This window comes from Reyranella sp., from assembly GCF_052439685.1.
In the GTDB taxonomy this organism is placed as follows: Bacteria; Pseudomonadota; Alphaproteobacteria; order Reyranellales; family Reyranellaceae; genus Reyranella.
In genome coordinates this window covers 246,876-269,029 of the sequence record NZ_JBQVQG010000002.1, presented here as the reverse complement: position 1 = coordinate 269,029, position 22,154 = coordinate 246,876, and the positions used below count along the sequence as shown (strand labels likewise).

Here is a 22,154-nt window from a genome sequence, read left to right as displayed (position 1 = left end):
GAACGGGGGCGATTGGGGCGGCCGACCGGATTTGAACCGGCGACATCCAGAATCACAATCTGGCGCTCTAACCAACTGAGCTACGGCCGCCATCGCGGATCGCTCCCGACGAAGCGCGCCTTCCTACGCTCCGGCGGCCGGAGCGTCAACAATCAGCAGACGTGTTGGGCAGCAGTCGATCGATCGCGTGCATCCAGACGGCGCAGGCCTCCTCGAACGACAGTTCGAACTGGCCGCGCAGACGTGCCCAGCTTTCAAAATCGACCAGGGCCTCGATCGCAAGGACCGTATGGCGGCGCTGGCGAGGCTCCAGGGTCAACAGCTCGGTCGCATAGACCTCCTCGATGCGATTCACGACCATCTCGCGGATCACGCGGATTCGAGCCTTGAGATCCGGCGAATCGGCCTGGTTGGCATTGAGGGCACACCACAAAGGCAGCCATTCCTCGCAGGTCTGGCCGCGCATCTCGACGTGCACCCTGATTCGCTCGCTGCGACTCCCGGTCGCCGCCCGCGCGGCGACGCGGCTGGATGCCCGCAGCAGCACCTCGTCGGTCGCCGCGACCCGCAGCGCGTGTAGGTCGGGAAAGCGTTCGAAGACCGATCGCACCGAGTAGCCGGCGCGCTGCGCGATCGCGGCGGCCGTCGGAATCTGGGGCCTTTCGCGCAGGAGCGCGAGGTAGGCATCGATGATGAGCTGGCGCGTGCGGGCGCTGCGCGCCCTTCGGCCATCCATGGGCTCCGTTTTGCCGGACGGTGTGGGAATTTCTCCGCCCGCCGCGGTCACACAGCCTCGCTCGAACTCTTGGGCAGCAGCCGGTCGATCGTCCGGATCCACACACCGTAGGCCTCGTTGACGGACAGGCCGAAGAATTCACGCATGCGTTCCCAGCTTTCGACGTCGGTCAGCGCCTCCAGCACGATCAGCGTCTGCCGCCGCTCTTCCGGCTGCATCATCGCGAACTCCGGTGCGAACATCAGCTCCATGCGCTGTGTTACGCGTTCGCGCGCCAGGCGGATACGGACCTTCAGCTCCGGCGAATCGCCCTGGTTGACCACCAGCGACCGCCACAGGCGCACCCATCGCTCACAGGTCTGCCCGCGCGTCTGCACATACGATTCGATCCTGCTCTCGCGGTTGCCCTCGACCCCTCGAGGCGGCGCCAGAGCCGAAACCTGGGCGAAACAGTAATCGACGGCCGCTACCTGGAGAGCCAGGATATCGGGAAAGCGCTCGAAGATCGATCGCACGGAGTATCCGGCCTTCGCCGCGATCTCGGCCGCGGTCGGCACGCGTGGGGACAGGTCCTGCGCGAGCACGAGGTAGGCCTCGATGATCAGCTGTTTCGTCCGCTCGCTGCGCAGCCGGCGACCATCCACTTTAATCGGGCGCACACTCATGAGAGGGGCGCGCCTTCCGGCGTCGGCGGGAGGATCCGGTCGATTGCCGCGATCCAGGCCGCACAGCCATCTGCAAACGAGAGCCCGTACATATCGCGAAGCCGCGCCCAACTCTCGATGTCAGTGATGGCCTCGAGGGCAATGAGGGTCTTCCGGCGTTCCGCCGCATCGAGTGCCGTGAGCTCGGGCCGATACATGAGCTCCATGCGCTCGATCGTTCGGTTGCGGGCGACCTTGATGCGAATCTTCAGGTCGTCGTTCTCGTCGACGTTGAACAGCAACGCCCGCCATAGCGAGATTCCGCGCTCACAGGTCCCCGCCCTGGTCTCGACATACGACCGGATGCGGGTGGCCCGGTCGCCGTCGATGTCGCGTGCCGGCGCCAGCGCCGCCGCGTGTGCGAGTGCGTAGTCCGCCGCCGCCACCCGCAAGGTGTGAAGATCGGGAAACCGCTCGAAGATGGAGCGCACCGAATATCCTGCGCGTTTCGCTATGTCCGCCGCCGTCGGCACTGGCGTTTGGCGATTTTCCCGGATGATCGCGAGGTAGGCTTCGATGATCAGCTGCTTCGTTCGCTCGCTGCGAAGCCGGCGACCGTCCACCCGGATGTTTTTCGGGGAGGACGGGTCGCGGGCGGAAGGGTCGATCCAGCTCATCCCGGCAGCATGCCCGCCAGCCGGGGCCAGGTTGCGTTGCCGCAATACCCAGAGCGAATTAAAAGCAATATCAACGCTAACACCTCGGACGCTGGCTCTGCCCCGCCAAAACAGGGTAACAATTGCACCTTATGTCCGGATCAATGCAAATACCAGATGATTAGCGCCCGAAATATTTCGCCAGTCGAGATATTGCGCTCTCGAGCGTGCTGTCGTTCTTGCAGAAGCAGAAGCGCGCGAAATGCCTTGGCGCAGCTTCAGATTGATAGAAGGCGCTGACTGGCACCGCGGTCACCCCGGCCTCGACCGTGATGTGCCGGCAGAAATCCTCGTCGGTTCCGTTGAAGCCCAGCGGCCGGAAGTCGGTCGTCACGAAATAGGTGCCGTGCGATGGCAGGACCTCGAACCCGATCTCCGCCAGGGCCCCGGCCAGATGGTCTCGCTTGCGTTGCATGTCGGCGGCGAGTGTCGAGAAATAGCGATCGTCCAGACGTAAACCGGTCGCCGCGCCCCATTGCAGGTTGGGAGGCGTCGTGAAGGTCATGAACTGGTGGGTCCGGGCGATCGCCTTCATCAGCTCGGGCGCCGCCGTGATGTAGCCGACCTTCCAGCCGGTCAGGCTGAAGCTCTTGCCCGCGGAGCCGATCCGGACCGTGCGGTCGCGCATGCCCGGCAGGGTCATCAGCGAGATGTGGCGCCGATCGTCGAAGATGATGTGCTCGTACACCTCGTCGCAGATCGCGTAGACGTCGTGCTCGAGGCAGAGACCGGCGATGAACTCCAGCTCCTCGCGGTCGAATACCTTTGAGCAGGGATTCATCGGCGTATTGAACAGGATCAGCTTGGTTTTCGGTCCGAACGCGGCCGCCAGCTCCTCCCGCGGCAGGCGCCAGGTCGGGGGCTCCAGGCGGACCAGCTTGGGCACTCCGCCCGCCCGCCGTACGATCGGCAGATAGGAATCGTAGAGTGGCTCGATCAGCACGACCTCGTCGCCCGGCTCGATCAGGCCGAACAGGCAGTCGCCCAGCGCCTCGGTCGCCCCGGATGTAACGAGCACTTCAGCCTGCCAGTCGATGTCGAGACCCTGGAAACGCCCGGCATGCTCGGCGACCGCTTGGCGCAGTTCGGGGATGCCCATCATCGGCGGATACTGGTTGTGCCCATTCAGGAGATAGTCCGCCGCGGCCGCCCTCACCTCCTCCGGCCCCTTGTCGTCGGGAAAGCCCTGCCCGAGATTCACCGACTGGTGCTCGCGGGCCAGCGCCGACATGACTTCGAAGACCGTCGTGCCGAGCCCGGCCATGGTGGAGTTTGCGGATTTCATGGGAGCTTCTCTTGGTGTCTAATTTTTGCGCTGTATTTTGATTGTCTTTTAATCAGTCCGCCCTCAAAACAGACAGACTGAAGCCAGATTTCCCGCAGAGTCCTGTGGAAAATTCTGGCATGAAATGTGCTTCCCTATCCTCATACGGGCTCTTCTGATCGGAGGGGCCCGGTGCCTTCGTGCGGAGTGTCTCAAGCCAAATGAAGAAGATCGAAGCGATCATCAAGCCCTTCAAGCTGGACGAGGTGAAGGATGCCCTCAACCAGATCGGTCTGAAAGGCATCACGGTTCTCGAGGCCAAGGGCTTCGGCCGCCAGAAAGGCCATACCGAGCTTTATCGTGGCGCAGAGTATGTCGTCGACTTCCTGCCGAAGGTGAAGCTGGAACTCATCATCGAGGACGAGATGGTGGAAAAGGCGGTCGAAGCGATCCGCGCCTCCGCCCATACCGGTCGCATCGGCGACGGCAAGATCTTCGTGTCGAGCATCGACGACGCGATTCGAATTCGTACTGGTGAGCGTGGTGACGCCGCCGTATGAGGACCCGGCCTTTTGGGGGCTGAAAGCAGTAAACCACAAGTAGAGGGACGACCGACTATGGATGCCAAACAGGTTCTCGCGCTGATCAAGGAAAAGGACGTCAAGTTCGTTGACTTCCGCTTCACCGATCCTCGCGGCAAGTGGCAGCACACGGCCCGCATGGCGTCCGCCACCGACGAAGGCACCTTCGAGGACGGCGTGATGTTCGACGGTTCCTCGATCGCCGGCTGGAAGGCGATCAACGAGTCCGACATGATCCTGATGCCGGATACGTCCACCGCCGTGCTCGATCCCTTCTCGGCACAGACCACGCTGATCGTGAGCTGCGACGTCGTCGAGCCCTCGACGGGCCAGCTCTACGCCCGCTGCCCGCGCTCGACGGCCAAGCGCGCCGAAGCCTTCATGAAGTCGTCCGGCATCGGCGACACCGCCGTGTTCGGCCCCGAGCTTGAATTCTTCGTGTTCGACGACGTCCGTTACGACGTGCAGATGCAGGGCAGCTTCTACAGCATCTCCTCCAACGAATCGCCGTGGAACACCGGCGTTGCCGTCGAAGGCGGCAACCTGGCCCATCGTCCGGGCGTCAAGGGCGGCTACTTCCCGGTCCAGCCGGTCGACACGCACAACGACCTGCGTGCCGAGATGATGTCGGTCTGCACCGACATGGGCCTGGTCATGGAAATCCACCATCACGAGGTTGCCCCGGCGCAGAACGAACTCGGCTTCAAGTTCGACACGCTCGTGAAAACCGCCGACAACGTGCAGAAGTACAAGTACTCGCTGCACAACGTCGCCCACAGCTACGGCAAGTCGCTGACCTTCATGCCGAAGCCGCTCTATGGCGACAATGGCTCGGGCATGCACTGCCATCAGTCGATCTGGAAGGACGGCAAGCCGCTGTTCGCCGGTTCGGGCTATGCCGACCTGTCGGAGACGGCGCTGTACTACATCGGCGGCATCATCAAGCACGCCAAGGCGCTGAACGCCTTCACCAACGCCAGCACCAACTCCTACAAGCGCGTGATCCCGGGCTTCGAGGCGCCGGTGCTGCTGGCCTACTCGTCGCGCAACCGCTCGGCCTCGTGCCGCATCCCCTACGCGTCCTCGCCCAAGGGCAAGCGCGTCGAGGTCCGCTTCCCCGATCCGTCGGCCAACCCCTACCTCGCCTTTGCGGCGATGCTGATGGCCGGCCTCGACGGCATCAAGAACAAGATCCATCCGGGCGACCCGATGGACAAGAACCTGTACGACCTGCCGCCGGAAGAACTCTCCAAGGTTCCGACCGTCGCCGGCTCGCTGCGCGAGGCCCTCAACTCGCTCGACGCCGACCGCTCGTTCCTCACCCAGGGCGGCGTGTTCACCGACGACCAGATCGACGCCTACATGGAGCTCAAGTGGGAAGAGGTCTACAACTGGGAACACCAGCCGGCCCCGATCGAGTACAAGATGTACTACTCGATCTGATCTTTTCCGATCTTTCGGATCATGGAAGGGCCCGCTGTTGCGGGCCCTTCTTTTGTTGGAGGATGCGCGCCGCAAAACCTTCGAGGGAAGTTCGACATGGGCTGGATGGACGAAGCGATGGAGACCCTGCGGCCCTGGATCGGGCGGGTGCGCACGGTCGAGGACGATATCGGCATGATGGCCGTCCGCCGCGTCGCCGCGACCTTCGACGTCGATCCCGACAGCATCAAGCGCGGCCAGGAGCTGCCGCCGCACTGGTTCACCGTCTTCTTCGCCGAGACCGTCCGCCAGGGCGAGCTCGGTCCCGACGGCCATCCCAACAAGGGCATCGTCCTGCCGCCGATCCCGATGCCGCGCCGCATGGGCGCCGGGCGCCGGGTCGAGATCATGGGGCGCCTCAAGGCCGGCGAGCCGGCGCTGAAGAAGGCCGAGGTCGCGAACATCGTCCCCAAGACCGGCCGCTCGGGCGACATCTTCGTGCTGACGATGCGCCACACGATCGAACAGGCCGGCCGGGCCATCGCTTCCGACACGTTCGACGCCATCTATCGCCCGGCCGTGCCGCCGGGCCAGAAGACCACCGCCACGGTCGCCACCCCGGCACGCACCGGCCACGCCTGGACCGAGACGACGTCGCTCACCAACACGCTCAATTTCCGCTACGGCGGCATCACCTGGAACGCCCACCGCATCCACTATGACGGCGACTACACGCGCAGCGAGGAAGGCTATCCCGCCATCGTGTCCAACGGCGGCCTGTCGATGCATCTGATGGTCGACGCCGCGCTGAAGCATGCCAAAGGCGAGCTGAAGGGCTACAGCGCCCGCCTCGTCCATCCGCTCTGGGTCGGCGACCTGATCGAGGTGCGCGGCGAGGAACAGAAGGACGGCAAGCTGAAGCTGTGGGCCGCCGACAAGAACGGCGTGCTGTGCGGCGAGATGGACCTGGAGTTCGCGGCGTGAGCGGTGGTCCGCTCTCCGGCGTGAAGGTGGTCGACCTGACGACGGTGGTCGTCGGGCCGATCTGCACGCGCACCCTCGCCGACTACGGCGCCGAGGTCATCAAGGTCGAGGCGCCGGGCGGCGACCTGCTGCGCACCATGGCGCAAGGCAGCCGCAATCCCGGCATGTCGGGCAAGTTCATCAACTTCAACCGCAACAAGCGCTCGATCGTGCTCGACATCAAGCAGCCGGACGGGCTCGCCGCGCTCCATCGCCTGATCGAAAAGGCCGACGTGTTCGTGAGCAACGTCCGGCCAGAGGCCCTCACCCGCGCCGGGCTCGATCATGCGAGCCTCGCGAAGAAGAACCCGAAGCTGATCCACTGCTCGATCCTGGCCTTCGGGCGCGGCGGCCGCTACTACAACCGCCCTGCCTACGACCCCATCGTGCAGAGCCTGTCCGGCGTCGCCGGCACCCTGGAGCGCGCCACCGGTGAGCCGCGCTTCGTGCCCATGGTGATGAGCGACCACACCACGGGCCTGATCGCCGCCCAGTGCATCGGCTTCGCCCTCTACCGGCGCGAGAAGACCGGCGTCGGCGAGGCGATCGACGTTCCGATGCTCGAGAACATGGCCTCGTTCGTGTCGAGCGAGCATCTCGGCGCCGCGACCTTCGATCCGCCGATCGGTCCCAGCGGCGACGGAAGGCTGCTGAGCCCCGACTATCGACCGCTGCCCACCAGGGACGGCTACATCACCGTCGGGCCCAACACCAACCAGCAGGCCTTCGCCTTCTTCGACGCCATCGGCCGGCCCGAACTGAAGACCGACCCGCGCTTCGACAGCGCCTTCGCCCGCACCAACAATGCCGCCGCCTATTTCGAGGTTCGCAAGACCGGCCTCGCCCAGAAGACGACGGCGGAATGGCTGGAAATCTTCGACCGGCTCGATGTGCCGGCGGCGCGCTACAACACGATCGACGACCTGCTCACCGACCCGCATCTCGGCGACGTGGGTTTCTTCCAGCCCGAGGACCATCCCAGCGAAGGCCGCATCCGCCGTTCGCGCCGCGCCAACAAGTTCTCGGGCGGCGAGCGAGCAGCCGAAACGCATGCGCCCAGGCTCGGCGAGCATACCGCCGAGATTCTCGCCGAGGCCGGATACGGCGAAGCCGAGATCGAGACGATGCGGACGTCGGGCGCGGTGCGCTGACGCCACGCGCCGCCCGCCCTCAGTAAGGCCGGTCGCCCTCGATCAGGACGCGGTGCATGATGCGGCTCTCGCCCATCGGATAGTCGATCACCACTCGGTGCATGGTGGCGCGATTGTCCCAGACGACGATGTCGCCTTTCGTCCAGACATGGCCGAAATGGTGCTGCGGCTTGCGCGCCTCGTCGGCCAGCTCGTCGAGCAGCGCGTCGCTCTCTTCCCGCTCCAGCCCGACGATGCGGTCGAGCCGGTTGGGGTTCAGGTAGAGCGCCTTGCGGCCGGTGACGGGATGGGTGCGGACCAGCGGATGCTCGACGTCCGGTGTCTCGGCGATTTCCTCCGGCGTGCGCGGCGACGGCCGGTTGCGGGCGCGCGGCGTGTCGTAGCCGTGAATGGCGCGCCGGCCGTCGATCCGCTTCTTCGTGGCTTCGGGCAGCGCCTCATAGACCGAGTGCATGTTGCAGAACCAGGTGGCGCCACCTTTGCTCGGGATCTCGATGCCGTGCAGCAGGGTCGCCTTGGCAGGCACCGCAAAATAGGAATCGTCGGTGTGCCAGTCCTCGGCGCGGATGGCGGTCTTGTCGGTGGTGCCGTCGGCCATCAGGGTGCTCACCATGACCGACACGTCGGGCACGGCGCCGCTGCGCTTGTAGCGCAGCAGCTGCTTCTGCGGCGCACCGAAGGCCTTGGACAATTCGCGCGTCTGTTCCGGCGTCATCGGATCGCCCGGGATCACGACCAGCAGGTGCTCGGCGAGCGCCTGGTTCAACATCGCGGCCACGGCGGGCTGGTTCGCCGTGGTGCGATCCAGTCCCTCGATCCGCGCGCCCAGGGCGGCTTCGTTGGGAACGACTTCCGGCATGGTCCTGCGGCTCCCGTCGGTTCACTGCGTCGGATGAGCCTAACGCAAGAGCGGGCGGCCGCACAAAGGCAAGAGCCGGAGAGCGGAAGGCGCCCTACTCGGCCTTGAAACCGAGTTCCTTGGTCAGGGTACCGAACCGGCGATAGTCGCTCCGGAGCAACGCGCCGAGGTCCTGGGCGGTGCCACCGACGGGCCGCATCGCCACCCCCGCATAGATTTCCCGCAGCCGCGGATCGCGCAGCGCAGTGTTCGTTTCGGCATTGAGCCGATCGAGGATGGCAGGCGGCACCTTCGCCGGTGCCAGAAGCGCCATCCACTGGTCGACGACGACGTCGTAGCCCAGCTCCTTCAAGGTGGGCACGTCGGGCAGTGCCGGCGATCTCTCGGCGGTGGTCACGGCCAGGATGCGAATCCGGCCGGCCTTCTGGTAGGGGATCAGGGGCGCGATGCCGAGGACCGCGAGCTGGACCTGACCGGCCAGGAGATCGTTCACCGCCTGGCCGCCGCCGCGATACGGCACGTGCAGCATCTTGAGACCGGAGACGCGGGCGAACCATTCACCGGCGAAATTCTGCGAGGAGCCGATGCCCGACGTGGCATAGCCGATCGGCTCCTGCTTCGTGCGACCGAGCTCGACGAGCTGCTGCAGCGTGGTGACGCCGAGCGAGGGATGCACGGCGATCACCAGAGGCTGCGACGAGAGCTGGGCGATCGGCGCGAAGTCGCGGATGGGATCGTAATTGGGCGGCGGATCGAGATGGGGCTGCAGGCCGAGACTGTCGGTGCCCGCCAGCAGCGTATAGCCGTCCGGGGCAGCCTTGGCCGCAAAATCGTAGCCGATGCGGCCGGCCGCGCCGGGCTTGTTCTCGACGACCACCGACACGCCGAGTTGCTGCGACAAGCGTTCCGCCAACGGCCGGACTGCCGTGTCGGTGGTCCCGCCCGAGGGAAACGGTACGACGATGCGGATGGGCTTGCTGGGCCAGTCCTGTGCCGCGGCCGCGAAGGCCGACAGCGCGAGGCAGCCCGCGAGAAGCGGCAGGAGCGCGCGGCTCATGCTCCGGCCTTCCCGCCCGGCACGAACCCGTCCGGCGCCCCCGGCGGAATCGGCGGATGGGCCTTGAGGCTCTCCTGGAAGGATTCGATCAGACGGCGGATCGGGCCGCGCACCCAGCCCTCCTCCATGTTCGCGTCGGTCTCCTCCTTCGGATCCTTCACGAGATTGAACAGGTACGGCGTCTCCAGCTTGATCGGCCCTTCGTTGGGCTCGACCTCCCACATAAGATGCATCTTCCAGTCGCGCCATTTCACGGCCCGCAGCTCGGTCTTGATGTAATAGGGAAAACCATCGCGTGCCGACTTGTCCCGCTCGCCCAGGAAGAAGCCGAGCTGGTCGATGCCGTCGATCGGCCGGTCCTCGGGCAGGCTGGCGCCGGCGACTTTGGCCAGGGTGGGATAGAGGTCGGTGATGTGCAGCACGTCGGTCGTGCGACGCGGCGCGATCCGGCCCGGCCAGCGCAGGATGAACGGGACGCGAAGCCCGCCCTCCATGGCCGTGTGATAGGTGCCGCGCCAGGGACCAGCGGTGCCGCGCCAGGGCCGCCGGAACTCCGGTCCGTTGTCGCTGCCGAACAGCACCAGCGTGTCCTCGCCCAGGCCGAGCCGATCGATCGCGTCCAGCATCTCGCCCACGCGATGGTCCATCTCGGCCATCGCATCGGCGAAGTCGCCGGCGCCTGTGCGACCGGCGAAGTCCGGATGCGGCAGGGTCGGGAAGTGGAGTTGCGTCAGCGGCACGTAGGCGAAGAACGGGCGCCGAGCGGTGGACTGCCGCTCCATGAAGTCGATCGTCCGGCGGGTGATCTCGCCGTCGATCAGGCGACGCTGTTCGAGATCGTAGACCGCGAGGTCGCGCGCCGGTTCGCCTTTCACGCCCTCCATCACGTAGGGCATCGGCACGATCGTCGGGTCGAAGCCCGGCGCCGCCGTGAACATGGCTTCGTTCGAGGTGCGTGGAATGCCATACCATTCGTCGAAGCCGCGATCCTTGGGCAGGCGCCCTTCCCGATCGCCCAGATGCCATTTGCCGAAGCAGGCCGTCGCGTAGCCGGCGCCCTGCAGCACCTCGCCCATCGTGATCTCCCAGGGGATCAGCCCCTGTGGGAGTCCGGCCGGCACCGACTGCATCGCGCCGGTACGGATCGGATGGCGGCCGGTCATCAGCGCCGATCGGGTCGGCACGCAGTCGCTCTCGACGTTGAAGTTGAGGCAGGTCAGACCCTGTTCCGCGAGCGCGTCGATCCTCGGCGTCGGGGCGCCACGCAGCACGCCGCCGCCGTAGCAGCCGAGTTCCCCCCATCCCAGATTGTCGGCGAGGATCAGCAGGATGTTGGGCGGGCGAACGGTCACGGGTCACGCTCCTCTGTGGGTTCGCAAAGAGTGACAGGCGCCCGATCATGTTTAAAATGCAAATAGCGGACCGCTTGTTGCGATTCCCGCAAGAGGTGTCAGGTGAAACTGCAGGCGCTCCGGCTCTTCCTGCGCATCATGGAACTGGGAAGCCTCGGTGCCGCCGCCCAGTCCCTGAACATGAGCCAGTCCGCCGCGAGCCGCCTGCTTGCGGGGCTCGAACACGGCACTGGGTTGCGGCTCTTCCATCGCGACCGCATGCGCCTCGTCCCGACGACCGAAGGCACCGCCTTCTTCGCCGAGGTCCGGCGCGTCCTGGTGGCGATCGACGACCTGCCCCGCGTCGCCCAGCGCGTGGCGGGCGGCACGCGCGTCCGTCTCCGCATCGTGAGCATGCCGCGCTTCGCCACCAGCCTGCTGGCGCCAGCCGTTGCCGACTTCCATCGCCATCATCCCGAGGTCGAAGTCGACGTCGCGATCATCCATCGACGCGAACTCGAACTGGCCGTCGCCAACCAATCCTTCGACCTCGGAATCGGCGCCCTGCCGCTCGACAATCCCGGCATCGAGGCCCAACCGCTGCTGAGCCTGCCCGCGGTGGTCGTCCTGCCGGCCGGGCATCCCCTCGCCCGGCGCAAGGCGCTCGGCGCGCGCGATCTTGCCGCCGAGACCCTGATCGTGCTCGGCACGGGGACGCAGTTGCGCGACGACGTCGAGACCATGTTCGCAGCCGAAGGCGTTCCCATCCGGCCGAAAATTGTCGTCGACTCGCTCGAATTCGCCTGCCGTCTCGTCGCTCAGAGTGCCGGCGTCGCGATCGCCGATTCGCTCACGCCGGCCAGCCTTGGCGCGGGTCGACTCGTCCTGGTGCCCTGGCGTCCCCGAACCCTGTTTCACGTCGGCGTGCTGCTGCCGGCGCTGATCCCGCCATCGCGGTCGGTCGAACAATTTCTGGAGTCCCTGCGCCGCTCGGCCAGGGAAGCCGGCGCCCGCCTCGCGCCGGCTTAGCGCGCCAGCAGGCCGGCCATCAGATCCGACAACCAGCGGCGCAGACGCTGCACCATGGCCTTCGCTTTCTGCCAGAGCGGCAGGGACTGCACGAAGGCATAGAGCCTGTCGCGCCATCTGAAGACCCAAGTCTCGGAAGCGAGGAACCAAGGCATCGTGACCAGGGTCGGCCGCAGAATCTTGTAGAGGCGCGCGACCAGAGCGGTCGCCAGCATCTTGCCGACCAAGATGCTGGCCGTCGCCAGGGCGAACTTTCCGTGCAGGGCGAAGCCGAAGGCAGCCAGCTTGATCGGCAGTACCAGCGCCGAGGGTGCGACGAAGGCGATCAGGGCCCCCCAGGGTGGCAGGCGCGCAAACCAGGCCTCCAGCCGGGCGACCGGCGGCCACTTGGCAAAGGCTGCCATGGCAACGCCCAGATAGTGCAGCAATACGTCTTCGAAGAAGACGATCGCCGCAGCCAGCGGCATCAGGAGCAGTTCCAGGGCACGCTTCAAATGGCGCTTCATGCTGCCGCCATCCAATCCACACAAAATGTCATTATGGTGTTTACCATGTTCACCCGCCGCACGTTCGCCCGACTTGTAGGCGCCGCCTCGCTGGCCCCCGCTGCCTCCCTGGCGCAATCCGGAAAGCCCCTGTCGCGTGTCGCCTTCGGCTCGTGCGCGAAGCAGACCCTGCCTCAGCCGATCTGGGAGCCCATCCTCGCCTACCGGCCGGACCTCTTCATCTTCGCCGGCGACAACGTCTATGGCGACTTCCATTCGCCGGATGCAGCCGATCTGAGGCGGGCCTACGAGGAAGCGAAGCACATCGAAGGATACGCGAAGCTGCGCGAGACGGTGCCGCACCTCGCCGTCTGGGACGACCACGATTACGGCGTCAACGACGGTGGCGCGGCGTTCGCCCACAAGGCGCTCGCCAAGGACCTCTTCTTCGATTTCTGGAAGGTGCCGGCGGGAGACGTCCGCCGCACGCGCGGCGGCATCTACGATTCGCGGATCATCGGTCCGGCGGGAAAGCGGGTGCAGGTCATCCTGCTCGACGTACGGTGGTTCCGCTCGCCGCTGAAGATCACCGACAAGCGCGGTGCGCCGGGCAAGCAGCGCTACCTGCCCGACCCCGATCCGGCAAAGACGATGCTGGGCGCCGAGCAATGGGCATGGCTGGCGGCGGAACTGCGCAAACCGGCCGAGCTGCGCCTGATCGTGTCGAGCACGCAGGTCCTGGCCGAAGGCCATGGCTGGGAGCGCTGGGGGAACATGCCGCTGGAGCGGCAGAAGCTCGTCGATACGGTTCGAGAGAGCGGCGCCAAGGGAGTCGTCTTCCTGTCCGGCGACCGTCACATCGGCGCGCTCTACCGCGAGACTCCCGAAGCCCTCTATCCGCTGTACGAGGTCACCTCGAGCGGTCTCAACATGGTCTATTGGGCCGCCAAGGAGCCTGGCCCCAACCGCCTCGGTCCCCTCTTCGCCGCCGCCAACTTCGGGGTGGTCGAGATCGACTGGCCGGCGCGCAAGATTCTGCTGGCACTGCGCGACGAAAGCGGTGACACGCGGCGTGCGGTCGATGTCGGCTTCGACGCCCTGGGCATCGCCTAGAAACGACAAGGGCCGCCCCTAAGGGCGGCCCCCAATCGACGATCGTCGAAGTCGTTACTGCGGCTGGACGCCGGCCGCCTTGATCGCCGGCACCCACTTGTCGATCGAGGCCTTGAGCTGGGCCCGCAACGCCTCGGGCGTCGCGTCCTTCGGCTCGGGCAGATCGACCGCCTGCTCGATCAGGCGGGTGCGCACCTTCTCGTCGCCGAGGGCGGTAACCAACGCCTTGTTGAGCTTATCGATGGCATCCTTCGGCGTGCCCTTGGCCACGAAGAAGCCGTTCCAGATCGTGACCTCGTAGCCCTTGAGACCCGACTCGTCGATCGTCGGGACGTCGGGCAGCTGCGGCAGGCGCTTCAGCGTGCTGACGCCCAGCGCCTTGATGGTGCCGGCCTTGATCTGCGGCAGCACGTTCACCGCCTGGTCGACCATGTAGTCGAACTGGCCGCTCACCAGGTCGTTCAGCGCCGGGCCGGTTCCCTTGTAGGGAATTTCCAGCACGTCGACCTTCATCATGCTGTTCAGCATCAGGCCGCCGAGGTGCGAGGCGGCGCCGATGCCGGCCATGCCGTACTGCGCCTTTTTCTGATTGGCCTTCACGTAGGCCTCGAACTCCTTGAAGTCCTTGGCCTGCAGTCCCTTCTTGGTGACCAGCACCATCGGGTTCGTGCCGCCGAGCCCGATCGGCTCGAAGTCCTTCTGACTGTCGTAGGGCAGCGCCTTGTAGAGCGCGATGTTCACCGCGAGGGTGCCCATGTGCGCAAACAGGATCGTGTAGCCGTCGGGCGTCGCCTTCGCCGCCTTGTTGACGCCGATCGTGCCGCCGGCGCCGCCGACATTCTCGACGATCATCGTCTGGCCGAGTGCCTCACCCATGCGGGCGGTCAGCACGCGGGCCAGCGCATCGGTCGGTCCGCCGGCCGCGAACGGCACGATGACCGTGATCGGCTTCGTCGGATAGGCCGTCTGCGCCATCGCGCCCAGGGGTGCGGCCGCCAGGGCGGCGGCGGCAACGGTCGACAATAGGTTGCGTCTCTTCACAGGGTTACCTCCCAAGAATCACTATGATGCGGCTGCTACACCGTCTTCACGAGCTCTGCAATGGCTGCACCGACGGTCTTGGTGTCGCCGTTGCCGCCCAGGTCCTTGGTGCGGGGTCCGCCTTCGACCAGCGAAGCCGCAATGGCCCGCTCGATGGCTTCCGCAGCCTCCGGATAACCCAGGTGCCGGACCATCATGGCGCCCGACCAGATCTGGCCGATCGGATTGGCGATGCCCTTGCCCGCAATGTCGGGGGCCGAACCGTGGACCGGCTCGAACATCGACGGATATTTGCGCTCGGGGTTGATGTTGCCCGACGGCGCCACGCCGATCGAGCCCGTCAACGCCGGGCCGAGGTCGGAGAGAATGTCGCCGAACAGGTTGGAGCCCACCACCACGTCGAACCAGTCCGGGTTGCGCACGAAGTGGGCCGTCAGGATGTCGATGTGATACTGGTCCGCCTTGATGTTCGGGTACTTCTTGCACATCTCGGCGAAGCGCTCGTCCCAGAACGGCATGGTGTGGATGATGCCGTTGGACTTGGTGGCCGAGGTCACGTGCTTCTTCTTCGTCGTGCTGGCGAAGTCGAAGGCGAACTTCAGGATGCGGTCCACGCCCTTGCGGGTGAAGATCGACTGCTGAATGGCCATCTCGTCGTCAGTGCCCTGGAACATGCGGCCGCCGATCGAGCTGTACTCGCCCTCGGTATTCTCGCGCACCACCCAGAAGTCGATCTCGCCGGGCTTGCGATTGGCGAGCGGCGACGGCACGCCTTCGAACAGGCGCACGGGACGAAGATTCACATACTCGTCGAAGTCGCGGCGGATCGGGATCAGCAGGCCCCACAACGAGACGTGATCGGGCACGCCCGGCCAGCCCACCGCACCGAGAAAGATGCTCTCGAAGGCCTTGAGCTGCTCCATGCCGTCGTCCGGCATCATCTTGCCGGTCTTCACCAGACGATCGCACGACCAGTCGAAATCAGTGAACTCGAGCTCGAAGTTGAAGCGCCGCGCCGCGGCCTCCAGAACCTTTACGCCTTCCGGCACGACTTCCTTACCGATTCCGTCACCCGGAATTAGTGCAATCTTATGCTTAGCCATCTTCAATCCTCCCGAACCGCGCGGACCCTAGCAGCGCGCCTTTGCCATGCAAGCGCGGCATTGCCCCTGCGGAACGCCCGCGCCAATATGAACACTCGTTTACCTCGGAGTGGCCATGACCTTCGACCTCAAGATTAGCGGCGGCACCATCGTCGACGGCACCGGCACGCCAGGCTTCACTGGCGATGTCGGCATCAAGGACGGCAAGGTCGTCGCGCTCGGCAAGGCCGATGGCGATGCGACCCAGACCATCGATGCAACAGGCAAGGTCGTCGCGCCAGGCTTCGTCGACGTGCACACGCATTACGACGCCCAGATTCTGTGGGATCGAATGCTCACTATCTCCCCGTGGCACGGCGTCACCACCACGGTGATCGGCAATTGCGGCTTCGGCGTCGCGCCGACCCGGGAAATCCATCGCAAGATGATCATGCAGACCCTCGAAAAGGTCGAGGGCATGAGCCTGGAAGCGCTTGAAGCGGGCCTCGGCACAGCCTGGCCGTTCGAGACATTCCCGCAATATCTCGACACGCTGGAGAAGCGCGGCTCGGCGATCAATGTGGCGGCCCTGTTCGGCCACACGCCGCTGCGCCTCTACGTGATGGGCGAGGAATCGACCGAGCGGGCGGCCACTCCCGACGAGGTCGGGGCGATGAAGAAGCTCGTGCGCGAGGCCATGGAGGCCGGCGCCATCGGCTTCGGCACCTCCGTCTCGGTCAGCCACAACGGCTATGCCGGCAAGCCGGTGCCAAGCCGCCAGGCGACGCCCGAAGAGATGGACGCCCTCGTCTCTGTCATGGGCGAGATGAAACGCGGCCTGATGCAGATCACGATCGGCCGCGATTTCTCGACCCGCCACATGGCCGAGGTCAGCCGCAAGTACGGCATCCCGGTCACCTGGACCGCGCTGCTCTCCCACCTCTACGGACCGGGCGGGCATCGCAAGCAGCTCGATCTCGCCGCCGAGCAGCGCAAGTCCGGCGCCCTGGTGATCCCCCAGGTGAGCTGCCGGCCGCTCAACTTCGAGGTCACCTTTGCCGAGCCGTTCATCTTCGATGTGATGCCGTTCATGAATGAGCTGGCGAAAGCCGAAGCGAAGGAGCCCGGCACCCGCCGCCGCGCCTACGCCGATCCGGCGTGGCGCGAGAAGCTGCGCAGCGAAGTCACGCCGCTGTTCCGTAACTGGTGGGACCGCGTCGTCATCGCCTGGTCGCCGTCGCATCGTGAACTCGAGGAACAGCCGCTCGCGGTGGCTGCTGCGAAGCTCGGCAAGGACCCCGTGGACCTCGCGCTCGACATCTCGCTGGCCGACGATCTGCAGACCCGCTTCCGCATGGCCGTCATGAACTTCGACGAGCAGGAAGTGGCCGAGCTGATCACCGATCCCAACACGATCATCGCGCTGTCCGACGCAGGCGCTCATGCGAGCCAGTTGTGCGACGCCTGCTACTCGACCCACCTGCTCGGCCACTGGGTGCGCGAGCGCAAGGTCTTCTCCCTCGAGGAGGCAGTGCACAATCTCACGCAGCGCCCGGCAGAGATGTTCGGCATCACCGATCGCGGCGTACTCGCCGAGGGCCGCCCGGCCGATGTCGTGGTCTTCGATCCGAAGACCGTCAATCCCGGCCCGCTCAAGCGCGTGTACGACCTGCCGGCCGGCGCCGACCGTCTCGTCTCCGAAGCGAGCGGCATCGATGCCGTCGTCGTCAACGGCAAGGTCATTCGCCGGAACAACAAGGACACCGTCGCGGCCGACGACAAGCTGCCCGGTCGTCTGCTAAGACACGGCCGAGCCGCCTGAGGCCACGAACAAGACCAGAGGGAGACAGTCATGATTCACGTCATCGCCATCATCACGGCCAAGCCCGGCAAGCGCGACGAAGTCCTCAAGAACTTCAAGGACAACGTCCCGGCGGTTCATGCCGAGAAGGGCTGCATCGAGTACGGCGCGGCCGTCGACATCGAGGGCGGCCCCTTCGCCAAGTTCGGGCCCGACACGTTCGTCGTGATCGAGAAGTGGGAGAGCATGGACCACCTCAAGGCCCACGGCGCGTCCGAGCACATGAAGGCCTATGCGGCCAAGAACAAGGACCTGCTCGCCGATCGCGCCGTCCACGTCCTGCAGAACGCTTGATCACCGTCGCTGAAACGGACGTCGCCGCGTACGAACGCGACGGCGTCGTCTGCCTGCGCGGCGCCTTCGATGCCGTGTGGGTCGGAATCCTGTGCGAGGCCGTCGAGCGCGACCTCCTGAAGCCGGGGCCGCACGCCACCAACTTCGCGGAAGGCAGCTCGTCGGGCAAATTCTTCGGCGACATGTTCATGTGGCGGCGGGACAACGATTTCCGCCTTGCCGCCCTCACCTCGCCGGCCGGCGAAATCGCCGCCGCCCTCATGCAGTCGGAGAAGGTCGACTTCTTCTACGACCAGCTTTTCGTGAAGGAGCCCGGCACGGCGCATCCGACGCCGTGGCACCAGGACCAGCCTTACTGGCCCGTTACCGGCCGGCAGATCACCTCGGTCTGGATCGCCCTCGACGATATCGACCACAGCAACGGCGCGGTCGAATTCATCGCCGGCTCCCATCGCTGGGGAATCAATTACCGGCCGACGCCGTTCCGCAAGGGCCATGAGGCCAAGTTCACGTCGAGCGACCTTGAGCAGATTCCCGACATCGACGCGGACCGGAGCAAGTACGACATCCGCTCCTGGACGATGGAGCCCGGCGACTGTCTCGTTTTCCACGCCATGATCGTGCACGGTGCGCCGGGCAACGATACGCCGGGCGCGCGGCGCCGCGGCCTGTCGCTGCGCTATACCGGCGACGATGCCCGCTACGACCCGCGCCCCGGCACCTTCCAGTTCCCCCACACCCCCGATCTCGCCGCCGGCGCCCCGATGACCTGCGACCTCTTCCCGAGAGTCTGGCCGAGGCGTTAGCGTTTCATGCCAAAGAGAATCGGCCGCCCTGAGCGATGCCCTCGAAGGTGGCGTGTTTGAAGGACCTCGTTACTCTAGGAAAAGCGTAAAGCACTGGTTCCCTGCTAGTCTCGCCATACTCACGGAGGTGCGGGCGATGCATCGGCTGTCGAATACGCTTCTCGCGCTCCTGCTGACGATGGCATTGACCGCGTTACCGGCAGCCGCTCAGGAACAATATTTCCCTTGGCCGACCAAAGCATGGGCCACCTCCTCGCCGGAGGAGCAGGGCATGAGTTCCGATGCACTCGCCCAGTTGATCGATTTCGGCACTTACAACAACGTGGACAGCTTCCTGATCACTCGCCATGGCAGGATCGTTCTTGAGGTTGCCTACGCACCCTATCGTGTCGAGCTGAAGCACCGGGTCTACTCTGTCACCAAGTCCGTCATCAGCACCTTGATTGGCATGGCGCTCGACGAGGGCAAATTGGATAGCGTCGACAGGAAGATCCTGGATTTTTTCCCCGGTCGAGCCATTGCCAACTTGGACGACGCCAAGAGGGCCATCAGGATCCGCCAGCTACTCGACATGAGATCGGGTCTCGCCTGGCAGGACAGCCTGGGCGTCTCATTCAACGCCATGGAGCGCAGTCCCGACTGGCAGCAGTTTGTCCTGGACCATCCCATGGAGAATGCGCCCGGCACGACCTTCAACTACAGCGGCGGCAATACCCATCTTCTATCGGCCATCCTGAGCAAGGCCACGGGCAAGAGTGCGCACGATTATGCACGGGAAAAGCTGTTTGCTCCCCTCGGAATTGATGACGTGCTGTGGCGCCACGACCCTCAGGGCATTTCGGGCGGCGGCGCCGGCCTCTACCTGCAACCGCGAGACATGGCGAAGCTTGGCTATCTCTACCTGCGTAACGGCCTGTGGGAGGGAAAGCAGATATTACCGCGGTCATGGATAGAAGCGGTACGCAAGGCGGATGGCGTCATTCCCGGCGGCTGGGCGTCGACTCTGCGATACGGCAACCAGTTCTGGATCATGCCGCGCCGCGACGCCTATCTCATGGTCGGCTTTCACCGGCAGCTCGTCATCGTCATGCCCAAGCTCGATATCGTGGTGGTCGCCACCGGCTCATCGCGCTTTTCCAACTCAAGCGGCTCGCCGACGTCGCCAGTCTATCGCTTTGACAGTCTGGTAGATCACGTCGAGGCCGCCGCGAAATCCGAGACCGCGCTGCCTGCAAATCCCCAGGCGATGAACTCTCTTGCCGAACGCCTCCGCGATGCGGCCCGCGAAAAGCCGGCGCAGGCCGGAGGCCAATCAGAGCTGGCAAAAACGGTCTCCGGCCGGATTTACCGACTCGACGGTAACCCACTCGGCGTCAAGTCCCTCAGACTGAAACTCGATACTCCTCAGCCATCCTACGAGTACGAGATCGATGGGAACCGGTTTGTCGTGCCGCCCGGCCGGTACGGCGGGCCGATTGGGTTCGATGGCTACTATCGCGTCGGCGGCCGTATGCCCTACGGAGTCAGCGCCGCCCGAGGCGTCTGGCTTGCCGACGGCAAAAGTCTCGTCGTCGATATACAGACACCTGGCAATGACGATGCCGCCCGGCTCACGCACGTATTCGACGGCAAGGCAGTCGACGTGAGCGTGGAGAGCGCTGGTGGACTCAAGCTGCGGCTACGGGGCCACGCCGACGACTGATCCCTCGGCGCCTCACTGAAAGTGGCGAGGAAGGTGATTCTACTTCGCTCCGAAAGGCTCTAGGCTCCCCGCCCACTCCCGAGGGCAGTTCATGGAAGAGCGTGGCATCGATCAGGTGACGGAGGTCACCAACACATCGTGGTTCGCGCGCCTCGGGCAAGCGATCGTCGGTGTCCTGATCGGCGTCATCTTCGTCGTCGTGTCGATCGGCGTGCTGTTCTGGAACGAAGGCCGCGCCATCCGCACGGCGCAGGGCCTGGCCGAAGGCGCCGGCATCGTGCGCAGCGTCCCGGCCGACCGGGTCGATCCCGCAAACGACGGCCGGCTGGTGCATGTCAGCGGCATGCTCTCGACCGCCGGCCCCGCGTCCGATGCCGACTTCGCGCTGCAGGTGAATGGCGTGCGGCTCGTGCGCCATGTCGAAGTCTATCAATGGAAGGAAGAGACCCACAGCGAGACCCGCACCCGGTTCGGCGGCGGCGAGGAGCGGACCACGACCTATAAGTATGTGCGCACCTGGTCGGACAAGCCCATCGACTCCGACCGCTTCAAGGAGCCGCGCGGCCATACCAACCCGGTGATGACCTACCAGTCGCGCGAATCGCTGGCGCCGGGCACGCGGCTCGGCGCCTTCGCCGTTCCCGAGCCGCTGCTGCGCGGCTTCGGCGAGCCCCGACGACTCGCGGCAACGGACGTGCAGGCCGATGCCCTGCAGATCCGCGTGAACAAGCCGGTCGCCGTGAACGATGGCGTGCTCTACGTCGGCCGCGACCCGTCCCAGCCGGCGATCGGCGACATGCGCATCTCGTTCTCTGAAGTGCCGTTGGAGACGGCCAGCGTGGTCGCCGCCCAGGCCGGGTCAGGCTTCGCACCCTTCCCTACCCATACCGGCACGACGGTCGAGTTGATCGCAGCCGGCGCCGTGCCGGCCAAGGTGATGTTCCAGCATGCCGAGGAGGAGAACGTCACAATGACGTGGATCCTGCGCCTGATCGGCGTGATCTTCATGTTGATCGGATTCAACTTCGTGCTGCGGCCGCTGGCCGTGGCGGGCAGCGTGATCCCGCTGCTGGGCGACGTGATCGGTGCCGGCACCTTCCTCGTGGCGCTGGTCTGCACGGTGGCGATCGCGCCGATCGTGATCGCGTTCGGATGGCTGTGGCATCGGCCGCTGATCGGGATCGGCGTGCTGGCGGTCGGGGCCGCGGCGACCTGGAGCCTGACGCGGCTGCTGCGGACGCGGGCCGAAGCGAAGAAGGCCGCGCGTCCGGCGACCTGATCTTCAGTCGGCGCGGATGATGCCCTTCATCACGATGTCGAGCATGCCCGTGCCGAGCAGGTCGCGGTTGGACCATGGGAAGTCGGCCTTCAGGATGAGGGCCGAGGCGACGCCGTGCATGGCCATCCAGCAGAGTTCCGCGCAGGTGTCCGCCGGGTAGTTGAGCTTGAGGCCCGACGCTTCGGCGTCGGCGAGAATTGCCACGAGGCGCTGGAATACGATCGCACCGCCAATGCCCGGCCGCGTCGGATCGTCCGTCGGCATCCTGTGTCCGAGCTTGCGCACCGACTCGGGGATGTTGGAGCCCAGGAACACGAGCTTGTACTCGTCGGGATGGGCCAGCCCGAACTTCAGATAGGCCTCGCCAAAGCGGCGGATGCGCTCGCGCGGGTCGCTGACGGTGCTCTCGATCTCTTTGATGCTCTCGACCAGATACCCGAAGGTCTGATCGCAGAGCGCGAGCATCATCTGTTCCTTGTCGAGGAAATAGAGATAGAGCGCCGGCGCCGACACGCCCACCCGATCGGCGATCCGCCGGATCGTCGTGGCCTCGTAACCCTGCTCCAGGAACAGTTCCTTGGCGGCCTGGAGGATCTCCTCGCGGCGGGTATGTCCCTCGCCGCGCTTCTTCCGGCCGCCCGTCGCCGCTGTCGAAAAAGCGCTCACCGGGTTCTCCTA

Annotated in this window: 22 protein-coding genes and 1 tRNA gene; 11 read left to right on the top strand and 12 right to left on the bottom strand. The window is 65.5% G+C overall.

The genetic code is table 11. The annotated features are described in order from the left end of the window. Nucleotides 1–13: 13 nt before the first annotated feature. From ACT6UX_RS04390 to ACT6UX_RS04370, 5 genes are all read right to left on the bottom strand, one after another. Nucleotides 14–90: transfer RNA gene (locus ACT6UX_RS04390), tRNA-His, on the bottom strand. Nucleotides 91–145: 55 nt separating this feature from the next. Beyond that, nucleotides 146–736, bottom strand: coding sequence for a TetR/AcrR family transcriptional regulator (locus tag ACT6UX_RS04385; protein ID WP_444773925.1), 591 nt, complete (start codon nt 734–736; stop codon nt 146–148). Nucleotides 737–783: 47 nt separating this feature from the next. Beyond that, a complete protein-coding gene (locus tag ACT6UX_RS04380; protein WP_444773924.1) occupies nt 784–1,401 on the bottom strand; it encodes a TetR/AcrR family transcriptional regulator in 618 nt (205 codons plus the stop codon). Further along, nucleotides 1,398–2,057 (bottom strand): TetR/AcrR family transcriptional regulator, encoded by a 660-nt coding sequence (locus ACT6UX_RS04375; RefSeq protein ID WP_444773923.1) that lies wholly within the window; start codon nt 2,055–2,057, stop codon nt 1,398–1,400. Before ACT6UX_RS04375 ends, ACT6UX_RS04380 begins: the two co-directional genes overlap by 4 nt. Before the next feature lie 160 nt (nt 2,058–2,217). Then, nucleotides 2,218–3,381: an aminotransferase gene (locus ACT6UX_RS04370; RefSeq protein WP_444773922.1), complete on the bottom strand. Its 1,164-nt coding sequence runs from the start codon at nt 3,379–3,381 to the stop codon at nt 2,218–2,220. 200 nt (nt 3,382–3,581) lie between these two features. On the opposite strand from ACT6UX_RS04370, the gene ACT6UX_RS04365 reads away from it, so the two are divergent. From ACT6UX_RS04365 to ACT6UX_RS04350, 4 genes are all read left to right on the top strand, one after another. Further along, nucleotides 3,582–3,920 (top strand): P-II family nitrogen regulator, encoded by a 339-nt coding sequence (locus tag ACT6UX_RS04365; RefSeq protein WP_324504790.1) that lies wholly within the window; start codon nt 3,582–3,584, stop codon nt 3,918–3,920. A gap of 57 nt (nt 3,921–3,977) precedes the next feature. Next, the gene (gene glnA / locus ACT6UX_RS04360; protein ID WP_444773921.1) at nt 3,978–5,384 is read left to right on the top strand and encodes a type I glutamate--ammonia ligase; all 1,407 of its coding nucleotides are present in this window, start codon (nt 3,978–3,980) and stop codon (nt 5,382–5,384) included. 96 nt (nt 5,385–5,480) lie between these two features. Continuing rightward, the gene (locus tag ACT6UX_RS04355) at nt 5,481–6,347 is read left to right on the top strand and encodes a hypothetical protein (protein WP_444773920.1); all 867 of its coding nucleotides are present in this window, start codon (nt 5,481–5,483) and stop codon (nt 6,345–6,347) included. Continuing rightward, nucleotides 6,344–7,537 (top strand): CaiB/BaiF CoA transferase family protein, encoded by a 1,194-nt coding sequence (locus ACT6UX_RS04350; protein WP_444773919.1) that lies wholly within the window; start codon nt 6,344–6,346, stop codon nt 7,535–7,537. Before ACT6UX_RS04355 ends, ACT6UX_RS04350 begins: the two co-directional genes overlap by 4 nt. A gap of 19 nt (nt 7,538–7,556) precedes the next feature. Here ACT6UX_RS04350 and ACT6UX_RS04345 read toward each other — a convergent pair whose 3' ends face one another. The 3 genes from ACT6UX_RS04345 to ACT6UX_RS04335 all read right to left on the bottom strand — a co-directional run bounded on the left by ACT6UX_RS04345 (nt 7,557) and on the right by ACT6UX_RS04335 (nt 10,805). Further along, on the bottom strand, nt 7,557–8,396 hold the full coding sequence (locus tag ACT6UX_RS04345) for a TauD/TfdA dioxygenase family protein (protein ID WP_444773918.1): 840 nt from the start codon (nt 8,394–8,396) through the stop codon (nt 7,557–7,559). A 94-nt stretch (nt 8,397–8,490) separates the two neighbouring features. Further along, on the bottom strand, nt 8,491–9,453 hold the full coding sequence (locus ACT6UX_RS04340) for a Bug family tripartite tricarboxylate transporter substrate binding protein (RefSeq protein ID WP_444773917.1): 963 nt from the start codon (nt 9,451–9,453) through the stop codon (nt 8,491–8,493). After that, a complete protein-coding gene (locus ACT6UX_RS04335; protein WP_444773916.1) occupies nt 9,450–10,805 on the bottom strand; it encodes an arylsulfatase in 1,356 nt (451 codons plus the stop codon). The genes ACT6UX_RS04340 and ACT6UX_RS04335 overlap by 4 nt, the downstream gene beginning before the upstream one ends. Nucleotides 10,806–10,907: 102 nt before the next feature. Between ACT6UX_RS04335 and ACT6UX_RS04330 the strand changes: the two genes are divergently transcribed. Next, entirely contained in the window at nt 10,908–11,813 is a 906-nt protein-coding gene (locus ACT6UX_RS04330; RefSeq protein WP_444773915.1) for a LysR family transcriptional regulator, read from the top strand. Here ACT6UX_RS04330 and ACT6UX_RS04325 read toward each other — a convergent pair. Then, nucleotides 11,810–12,319, bottom strand: coding sequence for a hypothetical protein (locus tag ACT6UX_RS04325; protein ID WP_444773914.1), 510 nt, complete (start codon nt 12,317–12,319; stop codon nt 11,810–11,812). The genes ACT6UX_RS04330 and ACT6UX_RS04325 overlap by 4 nt on opposite strands. A gap of 45 nt (nt 12,320–12,364) precedes the next feature. On the opposite strand from ACT6UX_RS04325, the gene ACT6UX_RS04320 reads away from it, so the two are divergent. Next, nucleotides 12,365–13,411: an alkaline phosphatase D family protein gene (locus ACT6UX_RS04320; protein ID WP_444773913.1), complete on the top strand. Its 1,047-nt coding sequence runs from the start codon at nt 12,365–12,367 to the stop codon at nt 13,409–13,411. Nucleotides 13,412–13,465: 54 nt separating this feature from the next. On the opposite strand, the gene ACT6UX_RS04315 is transcribed toward ACT6UX_RS04320, so the two are convergent. Continuing rightward, nucleotides 13,466–14,452: a tripartite tricarboxylate transporter substrate-binding protein gene (locus ACT6UX_RS04315; RefSeq protein ID WP_444773912.1), complete on the bottom strand. Its 987-nt coding sequence runs from the start codon at nt 14,450–14,452 to the stop codon at nt 13,466–13,468. A gap of 35 nt (nt 14,453–14,487) precedes the next feature. Then, nucleotides 14,488–15,561: a tartrate dehydrogenase gene (locus ACT6UX_RS04310; protein WP_444773911.1), complete on the bottom strand. Its 1,074-nt coding sequence runs from the start codon at nt 15,559–15,561 to the stop codon at nt 14,488–14,490. Between the two features lie 109 nt (nt 15,562–15,670). Between ACT6UX_RS04310 and ACT6UX_RS04305 the strand changes: the two genes are divergently transcribed. From ACT6UX_RS04305 to ACT6UX_RS04285, 5 genes are all read left to right on the top strand, one after another. Next, nucleotides 15,671–17,356 carry an N-acyl-D-amino-acid deacylase family protein gene (locus ACT6UX_RS04305; RefSeq protein WP_444773910.1) on the top strand — a complete coding sequence of 562 codons (1,686 nt, stop codon included), beginning with the start codon at nt 15,671–15,673 and terminating at the stop codon, nt 17,354–17,356. A 30-nt stretch (nt 17,357–17,386) separates the two neighbouring features. Continuing rightward, nucleotides 17,387–17,689: a putative quinol monooxygenase gene (locus ACT6UX_RS04300; protein ID WP_444773909.1), complete on the top strand. Its 303-nt coding sequence runs from the start codon at nt 17,387–17,389 to the stop codon at nt 17,687–17,689. Continuing rightward, nucleotides 17,686–18,495 (top strand): phytanoyl-CoA dioxygenase family protein, encoded by an 810-nt coding sequence (locus tag ACT6UX_RS04295; RefSeq protein ID WP_444773908.1) that lies wholly within the window; start codon nt 17,686–17,688, stop codon nt 18,493–18,495. Before ACT6UX_RS04300 ends, ACT6UX_RS04295 begins: the two co-directional genes overlap by 4 nt. A gap of 136 nt (nt 18,496–18,631) precedes the next feature. Beyond that, complete coding sequence (locus ACT6UX_RS04290; protein ID WP_444773907.1) at nt 18,632–20,197, top strand: serine hydrolase domain-containing protein; 1,566 nt, start codon at nt 18,632–18,634, stop codon at nt 20,195–20,197. 91 nt (nt 20,198–20,288) lie between these two features. Next, nucleotides 20,289–21,476: a TMEM43 family protein gene (locus ACT6UX_RS04285; protein ID WP_444773906.1), complete on the top strand. Its 1,188-nt coding sequence runs from the start codon at nt 20,289–20,291 to the stop codon at nt 21,474–21,476. Nucleotides 21,477–21,479: 3 nt separating this feature from the next. Here the strand turns inward: ACT6UX_RS04285 and ACT6UX_RS04280 are convergent, their stop codons facing one another. Further along, the gene (locus ACT6UX_RS04280; protein ID WP_444773905.1) at nt 21,480–22,142 is read right to left on the bottom strand and encodes a TetR/AcrR family transcriptional regulator; all 663 of its coding nucleotides are present in this window, start codon (nt 22,140–22,142) and stop codon (nt 21,480–21,482) included. Nucleotides 22,143–22,154: the final 12 nt, after the last annotated feature.